Below are 9,843 nucleotides of genomic sequence, written 5' to 3'. Positions count from 1 at the left end.
TGGCGGTGCTGGTCTTGGCCGATGCGGACTTGGCGCGCGGTTTCGCGGCTGCCTTGGCCGCCGGCTTTGCCTGAGACTTCTCGGCTGCCGACTTGGACTTGGGTGATTTGGTTGTCTTGTTCGCCATCGTTTCTACCTGTACCCAGCCTTTCTCAATTCCAAAGGCCGAAAGAAGGATGCAAAACCATTCTCGTCGGCATCATCTTGTGCGTTGCCCGATCTTTTCCGCTCGCCCGCCGCGCCAGGCGAGCACTCAAATCTTTTAATTTGCCGCGGCGGAACACCCGTCGGGGCATGTCTTGTCGAAAACGAAGGCCGAATTTGGCTGCCGAAAACCGGTCAGATTCCGCGTCCAGGAACGGCTGCGTCCGACCGTCAATAACCCCAGCCCTTCTTGCTTAGCCGGACGAGAGATGTGTCTTTCGGTCAGGGCGCGTCTGAATATCTGCGGAAACTAATCAGTGCGACATATATAGCACAGAAACCCCGCCTTTGGAAGGCAGGGTTCAAAAAAGACAGTTAACACAGGTAGATAGGCCGATTTCTTCGCAGATTCCTGCGCCTTTTCAGGCTTTCAGGCGGAAGAAAACCCATCTGCCGGGCGGAGATTAATCGCCCTCGCCGGGCTCGGCGCTGAAATGTTCCTCAAACTTGCCCGATACGCCCTGCCACTCATCTGCATCGGCGGGCGGTTCCCGCTTTATGGTGATATTCGGCCACTTGTTGGCGTATTCAGCGTTCAGCTCCAGCCACTTCTCGAGGCCCGGCTCCGTATCGGGCTTGATCGCCTCGGCAGGGCATTCCGGCTCGCAGACGCCACAGTCGATACATTCATCCGGATGGATGACCAGCATGTTCTCGCCCTCGTAGAAGCAGTCAACGGGGCAGACTTCCACGCAATCCATATATTTGCAGCGGATGCAGTTATCGGTCACGACATAGGTCATCGTACTCTCCAGTGGCGCGGCGGGTGGCCCGCCTTCGCTTCATATCGGGGGCGCCGTCCGAACTTTCCTTCAGTCTTGTCGGGGCAATAATCCGAGCCGGGTCATGGCGCGCTGCCGCGCCTCACCCGACTGACGATCGGGAACGTATATCAGCCCCGCGACGCGCCGCAACAGGTTGGCTTCATAGTCGTCCAATACGCCATCCGCATAGGCGACTTCCCACATTTTTTCGATCAGATCGACGCGTTCTTCCTCGTTATAGGCGCGCTTGATCGACTGCATCCAGCGGTGAAGATCGATTCTGGCCGCTTCTTCCTCCATCGCTTCTTCCATCAGCCTGTCGATCTCGGCATCGGTGAGTTTGAAAGACTGTGCCGCGATACGCCGGATCGTTCTGCGCTCATCCGCGCCGAAATAGGTGTCGGATGTGGCAGCACGAATGAGGAGTGCCACCACCGCGATCCGCAGATCGGAGGTTTCCTGGCGCTGTTCCTCGGGCTCGCCAAGGAAGAATTTCTTGAGGGCTGTCAGCATAAATTTCCACCTACATGATAGGGGTGACAGTTTCAATTACAGAGATTTGCGTGAATTAGAGCCCTTGCTTCAGGGCCGTGGTTTCACGCCGCTCTTTCTTGGTCGGCCGACCGCTGCCCGGCTCGCGGATTGCCTGCACTGCGCCCTGCTTCGGAGAAGGGGCGGGCGGGTCCATGTCCTCGTAAAGAAGACGCGCCTCAGGCGCGGGCCCGCGCCGATCTTCGAGCGCCAGCACTTTCACCACGCGGATATGGGGGCCAAGCGGGAAGGTGAGAACATCGCCGGGGCGCACAAGGCGGCTCGCCCGTGCGATGCGTTCCCCATTCACGCGCAGCTTTGCCGACTGGACGAGGCCCTGCGCCAGCGTGCGGCTTTTCAGAAAGCGCGCATGCCAGAGCCAGCGGTCGATCCTTTGCCCCTCGGAACCACCATCCGGCGGGATCGCGCGTCCGTCGCGGTTTTCATGTCCGCTCATGGGTAATGGACCGTGCGGTCAGGATGTGCGGCCACGCTCTTTCAGAACGGCAAGGGCCGCAAAGGGCGAATCGGGATCAGGCTCACGCTCCTTCTGCTTGCGCTGATGCCCGCCATGCGGCGCGCCGTGCCTCATGCCATCCCGGCCACCATCGCGCGGGTCATGCCGCTGACGCTTGCCGCCCTGCGGCTTCTGCTGGCTGCGATGCGGCTTTTGGCCAGGCTTGCCGCCTTCCGCCTGCTGCCGGTCGCGCCGGGGCTTGCGATGGGGGGCCTCCCCGTGACGGCGACGCGAGGGACGCCAGATTTCCATTTCGACGGGTTCGCCCGGAATGGCGGTAGCCTCTGCCGGTGCGGTTTCTGCCGTGGCTTCCGCCATTGCGGCTTCTTCGGGCGCTGCTTCTTCGTTAACCGGCTCTGCTGCCTCCGCTGCTTCGGTGGCTTCCTCAGCAGGTGCTGCATCTGTGGTTGCCGTCTCCGCAGGTGCTTCTGCGGCGGGGGTGGGCGGTACGATCTTTTCCACCTGCGAGCGATAGCCGAGGCCGCGCAGCAGACTTGCAAATTCATCGCCCGAGCAGCCAACAAGCGACATCATGTCGGGTGTCACGACGAAGCCGCCATTATAGGTCCGTGCCGCGATGACGGGTCGGATGAGGTCGGCCACGCGCTCCAGCATGTCGAGGCGGACGGCGCGCTTGTCGCAGACGCGGAAACCGAGCGCGGCATAGAAGCCCTCGGGGGCTGCCGGATCGGCGGGAACGGAGGTAAGGCCCGGTGTGGGCAGCGGCGGCAGGCTGGCGAGAGGATCTTCCAGCTCCTTCGCTTCCTTGCGGGCGAGCGCCCAGAGCGCGAGCTTCAGCCGCGCAGGGGCGGGCTTCAGCAGGGCGGGCATGAAAATCGAATAGGCACCGAAGCGCACGCCATGCTTGCGAAGCTGGCCGCGCGCTGCCTGATCGAGAGCGCGCACATCTTCCGACACTTCCTCGCGCGGCAGGGCACCGAGATTTTCGACAAGGCGGAAGGCGATGCCGCGGGCAAGGCCTTCGATGTCTGTCGCATCGCGCAGCGCGACGAGCGGTGCGAGCACCTGTGTCACATGTACTTTCAGCCAGGCTTCGAGCCGCGCCTGCACGGCTTCGCGCGCGGGCCCGTTCAGCTGTTCGCCTGCGATGAGTTCCACACGCGGCTGGAGAATGTTGTCGCTGCCAGCGAGGCGGGCGACCGGGTGGCCTGCCCAGACAATGCGCGCATGTTCCGACAGCGTGATATCCGCGTCGGGTGCCGTCACCAGCCGCTGTGCGCGGCTTGCGATTTCGGTGGTCAGCACCGGCTCGGCGGCGGCGCGCAGAACCTTTGCCTGTTCCTCCTCCGCACGCGGATCGGGCACGAATACAAATCCTTCGAGATGGCCGGCATATTCGCCTTCGACCAGAACCTCGCCATCGCCGTTTACAGCCGCCATAAGATCCTCATTCTGGCGCAGACGTTTCATCAGGACGCTAGTGCGCCGATCGACAAAGCGTTGCGTCAATCGCTCGTGGAGCGCGTCAGACAGCCTATCCTCTATATTACGCGCGCGCTCCTGCCAATGCGCTGGATTGTGAAGCCAATCGGCCCGGTTGGCCACATAGGTCCAGGTCCGCATATGGGCAAGGCGGGTGGCGAGCGTATCAATGTCCCCGTCGGAGCGGTCAAGCTTGCCAATCTGGCCCGCAAGCCAGTCATCGGGGATGCGTTCGGGCGTGTCCCCGCCCGTATTCATGAGGAAGAGATAGATCCGCGCGAGCAAGGCGGCATGGTCGCTTGCGAGCGTCTTGCGGAAGTCCGGCACCTGCGCCACTTCCCATAGCCGCCGGATGGCGTGAGGGTTGCGGGCGATGTCGGCGATTTCCGGCGCACGCCTCATCCGGTCCAGCGCTTCTATGTCGCTGGCGGCAGGCGCCCGTGTCAGTCCCGGGCGGCCCGGTGCCATGTCGAGGCTGCGCATCAGGGCCGGTATGGTCGAGAAATCGAGATGGGGATTGCGCCACTGGAAGACGCGCTCAGCTTCGAAATGGTGGCTTTCGATCCGGGCGATCACATCATCCGGCAGCGAGGTCGCTTCGCCTGTCACGCCGAATGTGCCGTTATTCATGTAGCGCCCGGCGCGGCCTGCAATCTGGGCAAGCTCGGTCGGGACGAGCGGGCGGTGCTGCACGCCATCAAATTTTTGCGTGGAGGCAAAGGCGACATGGTCCACATCCATGTTGAGGCCCATGCCGATGGCATCTGTCGCCACGAGAAAATCGACTTCGCCAGACTGATAAAGCGCCACCTGCGCGTTGCGCGTGCGGGGGCTCAGCACGCCCATCACGACGGCCGCACCGCCGCGCTGGCGGCGGATCAGTTCGGCAATCGCATAGACCTGCTCGGCGGAGAAGGCGACGATGGCCGAGCGGCGCGGCAGGCGGGTGATCTTCTTTGCGCCCGTCCACGACAGCTCCGAAAAGCGCGGGCGGTTGATGAAGCGCGTATCGGGCAGAAGTTTCTGGATCAGGCTTCGCGCGGTTTCCGAGCCGAGCATCATGGTTTCAGAGCGGCCCCGTGCGCGCAGCAGCCTGTCTGTGAAGGTATGGCCGCGTTCGCGATCGGCGGCGAGCTGGATTTCATCCACGGCGAGGAAATCGACTTCCCGGTCGAGCGGCATCGCTTCCACGGTGCAGATGAAATAGCGGGCAGAGGCGGGCAGGATCTTTTCCTCGCCCGTGATGAGGGCGACGGCGCGCGGGCCTTTCGCCTTCACAACGCGATCATAGATTTCGCGGGCGAGCAGGCGCAGCGGCAGGCCGATCATGCCGCTCTCATGGCCCATCATCCGCTCGATGGCGAGATGGGTCTTGCCGGTATTGGTTGGCCCCAGAACAGCCGTGATGCGGCGCCGTTCGGCGATGCCGTCACGCAGGCGGTTTTCGGCATCAGCCGGATCAAGGGAAGGGGGCGGGGTACTCATGGCTCTGCCGCACATTCCGCGTAAACGGGCACGGAAGCAAGTACCAGCGGCGTTAACCCAAGCCGCTTTAAGGGAAGGAATATTGGGCGAACGAATCGGGTCCGAATCGCTGACCTGCGCGTTTTCCGGCTTCGTTCACGGCTAAATCTTGTGTGTTCACAAGAGTTTAGGCAGACAAAACCTTAACGCAGCTTTTTTTGTTTTGCCTTCCCCAGCGTCCCTGCGCCGTATTCCCTGCGGCGGCATGCCTTCCCCTTTTCGTAACTGGACCGCGGTCTATAGTGTCGGGCATCGACATCTAAAACACCGCCTCCGGCGATCAGCGACGGGGGAAGAGAGGGAGGCAATTCATGGATTTCAGGATTCCCAAGGAGATCACCGACTATCTCGCCGTGCTGGATGACTTCATCGAGAAGGAAATCAAGCCGCTTCAGGCGCAGGACGATAATGAGCGCTTCTTCGACCACCGGCGCGAACATGCCCGCACCGACTGGGATAATCAGGGTCTGCCGCGCCACGAGTGGGAAGAACTGCTGGCCGAGATGCGGCGCCGTGCCGACAAGGCGGGTCATCTGCGGTTTGCCTTGCCGAAAGAATATGGCGGCCAGGACGGCTCCAACCTTGCCATGGCCGTGATCCGCGACCATCTCGCGGCCAAGGGGCTTGGCCTGCACAACGACCTTCAGAATGAATCATCCATCGTCGGCAATTTCCCGACCGTTCTGATGTTCCGCGACTTCGGTACGGAAGAGCAGAAGAAGGTTTTCATTGAAGGCTCGCTCAACGGAACGATCCGCGTTGCCTTCGGTCTTACCGAGCCTGATCACGGTTCCGATGCCACATGGATGGAAACGACGGCGAAGCGCGAGAAGCGTGATGGCGTTGATGGCTGGGTCATCAATGGTCAGAAGATGTGGAATACGGGGCTTCATGTGGCGACACATGACTTCGTGTTCGCGCGCACAAGCGGCAAGCCGGGTGATGCGCTGGGCATCACCTGCTTCATCGTGCCGATGGATACGCCCGGCGTGCAGGTCGAGGAATATCTCTGGACCTTCAACATGCCGACAGACCATCCGCGTGTGTCGTTCACGAATGTGTGGGTGCCGGAGGGTTCCTATCTCGGTGATCCCGAGCGCGGCCTCGAACTTGCGCAGCATTTCGTGCATGAGAACCGCATCCGTCAGGCGGCATCAGGCGTGGGCGCCGCGCAATACTGCATCGAGCAGAGTGTTGCCTATGCAAAGCAGCGCAAGCCCTTCGGCAAGCCGCTTGCCTCAAACCAGGCGATCCAGTTCCCGCTGGTCGAGGCCTATACGGAATGCGAGATGATCCGCAACTTCATCTACAAGACGGCGTGGGAAATGGATCAGATGTCGAAGCCCGATGTCGCGAAGTATCTCTCCGACAAGGTTTCGATGTGCAACTACCGCGCGAACAGGCTTGTCTGTCAGGCAGCCGACCTTGCCATGCAGGTGCATGGTGCGATCGGTTATTCGCGCCACAAGCCCTTCGAGCATATCTACCGCCACCACCGCCGCTATCGCATCACGGAAGGATCGGAAGAGATCCAGATGCGCAAGGTGGGCGGACATCTCTTCGGTTATCTCGGTGCGAACCGCGCGCCGAAGGATGCGTAAGCAACACGCGATCTGATTGCGATGTGAGAGAGGCCGTCACGCTCCCTGCGTGGCGGCCTTTTCCATGCGCTCGTTCCAGACGAGACGCCAGCTCGGCAGGATCATCGTTGCGTTGGTGCCGATGCCAAGCTCGCTTTCGAGCCGGAACTCGCCGCCGTGCATTTCGATCAGCGATTTGGTGATGGGCAGGCCAAGCCCCGTGCCGCCATGCTGGCGCGAGGTTGCGTCATCGACCTGCCCGAAAGGCTCCAGCACTTCGTGCAGCTTGTTTGCAGGGATGCCGATGCCGATATCGCTCACAGAAAGGCTCAGTTCGCCTGTCGATGTGAAGGACACGGAAATGGTAATGGCGCCGCCATCCGGCGTGAACTTCTCTGCGTTGGAAAGCAGGTTCAGCATGATCTGGCGCATGGCGCGCTGATCGGCTCGCAGGGCCGGCATGTCGGCGGGCAGGTTGAGCGTGACGGCCTGACTCTTCTCGCTGGTGCGTGCCCGCATCATCTCCACCGACCAATGCAGCACGGCGGTGAAATCAATCTCGTCCTCCTCGATCGCATAGCGACCGGCCTCGATCTTCGAGATGTCGAGAATGTCGTCGATGACGCTGAGGAGGTGGCGGCCGCTATCGTGAATGTCCTTGGTGTATTCGATGTAGCGTTCGGAGCCGATGGGACCGAACATTTCCTGTTTCATGATTTCCGAAAAGCCGATGATCGCATTGAGTGGCGTGCGCAACTCATGGCTCATATTGGCGAGGAACTTCGTCTTGGCGCGGTTTGCGAGTTCGGCGGCTTCCGTTGCGCAGCGCAGATGTTCTTCCGACCGGCGGCGCTCAATCGCGATGCTCGCCAGATGCGCCATACCGAGCAGATAGTCCCATTCCCACGCATCGGGCGTGCGCTGCGAGGGGAGATAGAGCGCGACGGCGCCGATCACCCGGCCATCATGTCCGGCGATGGGCTGAAACCAGAGCGTGTGCAGCCCTTGCCGCTCCATATAGGAAGCAATCTTGTGGCCGTGGCGCCTGTCCTGAAGATCGGTCACGACAGCGGGTGTGCCGGCAAGCGCGGCGGTGCCAAAGGCTTCGTTTTTCTGCACCCGCCAGAAGGTGGTGACGAGATCGTGAAAGTCGTCGGGCAGGCTGGGGGCGGCGCAGGTGATGAATTCGCGGTCTGCATCGAGAAGGAAAACGGCGACGCGCGCGCCCGGATTGGTTTCTTCGGCCGCCAGAGCAATGCGCATCATCACTTCAGTCAGGGCCTCGCCCGTGGCCAGTGCCTGCAAGACCTGAAACTGGCCGCGCTGTTCTGCTTCGGCGCGCTTGCGTTCGGTGATGTTGCGGATATTGACCACGAAGCCGCGCACATTCTCGTCATCGAGCAGGTTTGTCAGCGTGGATTCGATCCAGATCATCTGCCCGTCGTGGCTGGGGACGGCGAATTCGTGGGTCGTCATCCTTGAGCCATCTCCGGTGATGGTGGAGGCGGCGTCGATGATCCGGTGCCTTTCCTCGGGGCTTACGAGATCGAGGCAGCTTCGGCCGATCAGCGATTCCGGCGGCAGGCCGAGCTTGCTGGCGGCAGGGGACGCATACTGGATGATTGCCTTGTCATCCGTGACAAGCACGACATCGAATGCGTTTTCCACCAGCGCGCGGAAGTGATGCTCGCGGCGCTTGAGCTGGGCATTTGCCTCTTCTGCCTGTTGCCGCGCCGTTTCCGAAGTATCGCGCGCCTGACCAAGATCGCGGATGAGTTCGATGTTGCGCAGCCGCAGGTCCAGCGTTTCGGTGGTGGCCTTGCGTTGATGATGGGCAATGCGCAGCAGGTAGATATAGGTGGGTATGCAGCCGATGCCGATGGCAAGATAGACGGGCTGTCCTTGCACAAGGCACATGCCGACAACGGCCATCATGATCGGCAATGTGACGGCAATGAGCACCGCGACGATCTGATGCGCCGTTTGTGATGCCATCACCACATGCACGACGAAGATCATCAGAAGGGCGAAGTTCTGGACATCGCCACTGCCATTCCAGAAAAGCGGAATGAGGCCGAGCCAGACGACATTCATTACCCAGTAGCGGATCGCCGTTGCCTTGATCCAGGGCCTTGCGTCGGGCTGCCCATTCCGGCTCGCGGCGTAGAAGCGATTCTGGAAAAAGAAATATTCGGTATGGATCGCCACAATGGCGAGCCACCAGAGTGCGATGACCCATCCGGGGTAGGGAGAGCGGAGCGTCAGCGCCAGTGCGCCGGAGACGACGGGGAAGAACAGCGGCAGGCCGCGATAGGCATGCATGATCGCGCTGTAAAGTTCGAAGCGGATCGGGTGAGCGCGGCTTTCCTCGCACGGCGTCGCGGCATCAACCGGCTTGCCGGCGGCCTGCGTCATGCCATGCTCAGAGTTTGTTCCGCTTGAGATGTGTGCCTCGCTCATGGCGACGGGGTCCCTCTCTCCCCGGTAATGGAATCCCGCCTTCGGGAAAGCCTAGTGGAACGGAGGTAAAGTTTCCCTGAACGCAAGAAGCCCCGGCAGTCTCCCGCCGGGGCTTCTGGTTAACAATTGGCAGGGCCGGAGAACCCGGCCCGGTTGCCTCAGTAGGGGTTCGGCACACTGGGGATCTTGTGCTCCTGCAGCGGGCGGCGCGCCTCGCGCACGCAGCTGCGGCGAAGATCCTGATCAAGCTGCGTGTCCGGCTCCCAATAGCTCGGGGTCCATCTGACCGCGCGGGCATCGGCGGTTGCCTCTTCTTCGCGCGTCAGAACGCCCTTGAAATCTTCGGCGAGGGAAGGGTCGGGCTGGACGCCAAGCGAGAGAAGGCTTGGATTGCGGCTGTAAAGCTTGGCCCATTTGGCGGCTTCCACGGAGTTCTGGGTCAGGCCGTCGCCCCGCAGATAGAGGCGGGCCAGAAGCTTCTGCGCGTCGGCCCAGCCCGCATTCGCGGCGCGGCCCACCCATGTGGCGCCCTCAACCTTGTCGCCGGTCGCAAGGTGGCACTGGCCGAGGGCCGTCTGCGCCCCTTCATAGCCGTGGCCGCGATAGGCAAAGCAGGTGAGCACGTTGAAGGTCTGCTCGTCGCAATCACCCTGCGCGGCGCGTTGCACGGCCTGCGCATAGAGCGTGCTGGTCGGGTCCATCTCGGCCGGCGTGGGAAGAACGCGGCCATCGGCATCGCGCTTGCGGGGACCGCCTTCGCCGCCACAGGCTGCCAGCGCAAGGGCCATCGCGCCGAGCAGCAGGATGAAGCCTGTCCGAG

Annotated in this window: 6 protein-coding genes and 1 pseudogene; 1 reads left to right on the top strand and 6 read right to left on the bottom strand. The window is 61.9% G+C overall.

Features of this window, described 5'->3' with window-relative positions; translation table 11 throughout:
- Positions 1-608 precede the first annotated feature (608 nt).
- The 4 genes from fdxA to WBF74_RS09345 form a co-directional block, all read right to left on the bottom strand.
- On the bottom strand, positions 609-947 hold the full coding sequence (gene fdxA, locus WBF74_RS09360) for a ferredoxin FdxA (protein ID WP_424438603.1): 339 nt from the start codon (positions 945-947) through the stop codon (positions 609-611).
- A 69-nt stretch (positions 948-1,016) separates the two neighbouring features.
- Positions 1,017-1,481, bottom strand: a complete 465-nt coding sequence (locus WBF74_RS09355) for a TerB family tellurite resistance protein (RefSeq protein WP_424438600.1) — start codon at positions 1,479-1,481, stop codon at positions 1,017-1,019.
- Positions 1,482-1,536: 55 nt separating this feature from the next.
- Positions 1,537-1,956: an RNA-binding S4 domain-containing protein gene (locus tag WBF74_RS09350; RefSeq protein WP_424438597.1), complete on the bottom strand. Its 420-nt coding sequence runs from the start codon at positions 1,954-1,956 to the stop codon at positions 1,537-1,539.
- Between the two features lie 18 nt (positions 1,957-1,974).
- Complete coding sequence (locus WBF74_RS09345) at positions 1,975-4,944, bottom strand: helicase-related protein (protein ID WP_424438594.1); 2,970 nt, start codon at positions 4,942-4,944, stop codon at positions 1,975-1,977.
- A 350-nt stretch (positions 4,945-5,294) separates the two neighbouring features.
- On the opposite strand from WBF74_RS09345, the gene WBF74_RS09340 reads away from it, so the two are divergent.
- The gene (locus WBF74_RS09340) at positions 5,295-6,584 is read left to right on the top strand and encodes an acyl-CoA dehydrogenase family protein (RefSeq protein WP_424438591.1); all 1,290 of its coding nucleotides are present in this window, start codon (positions 5,295-5,297) and stop codon (positions 6,582-6,584) included.
- Between the two features lie 36 nt (positions 6,585-6,620).
- Here the strand turns inward: WBF74_RS09340 and WBF74_RS09335 are convergent, their stop codons facing one another.
- Both WBF74_RS09335 and WBF74_RS09330 read right to left on the bottom strand, forming a co-directional pair.
- The gene (locus WBF74_RS09335) at positions 6,621-8,978 is read right to left on the bottom strand and encodes an ATP-binding protein (protein ID WP_424438588.1); all 2,358 of its coding nucleotides are present in this window, start codon (positions 8,976-8,978) and stop codon (positions 6,621-6,623) included.
- 203 nt (positions 8,979-9,181) lie between these two features.
- Positions 9,182-9,843 (bottom strand): annotated as a pseudogene (locus WBF74_RS09330) (hypothetical protein); the annotation flags it as partial.

This window comes from Parvibaculum sp. (assembly GCF_049672805.1).
Taxonomy (GTDB): Bacteria; Pseudomonadota; Alphaproteobacteria; order Parvibaculales; family Parvibaculaceae; genus Parvibaculum.
The sequence above is the reverse complement of the archived record's forward strand: the minus strand, read 5'-3'. Positions and strand labels throughout refer to the sequence as shown.